This window comes from Halomonas sp. ND22Bw, from assembly GCF_003011945.1.
GTDB classification, from domain to species: Bacteria; Pseudomonadota; Gammaproteobacteria; order Pseudomonadales; family Halomonadaceae; genus Halomonas; species Halomonas halophila.
In genome coordinates, this window is sequence record NZ_PXWD01000416.1 from 1 (window position 1) to 341 (window position 341).

The following is a 341-nucleotide window of genomic DNA, read 5'->3' on the forward strand; positions in this document are numbered from 1 at the left end:
CATGTCGTGATCGATCCGCGCAAAATGCGGCGCGATGAAATCGCGGACCTTGGGGCTGAACTGATAGACCAGGAACGCGCCGCCGACGCGCAGCACGCGCTGCGTCGCGCCCGCGATCTGCGGGCCGATACCGGCGGGCAGCGTCGAAAACGGCAGACCCGACAGCACGTAATCCGCGGCATCATGCCCGTGTTCGCCGACGATCCGCTCGACATCCGCCGCCGATCCATGGACCGCGACAAACCGCGAATCCGTGATCGTATGATCGAGATAGCGAATGAAATCGGCGTTGGTGTCGATCGCGATCAGCATCGCGTCAGGCGCCATCCGCTCCAGGATCG

1 pseudogene is annotated in these 341 nt (G+C 63.9%); it reads right to left on the reverse strand.

Annotation, left to right across the window (positions count from 1 at the left end):
* A pseudogene (locus tag CVH10_RS18700) lies at positions 1-312 on the reverse strand (methyltransferase); the annotation flags it as partial.
* Positions 313-341 lie beyond the last annotated feature (29 nt).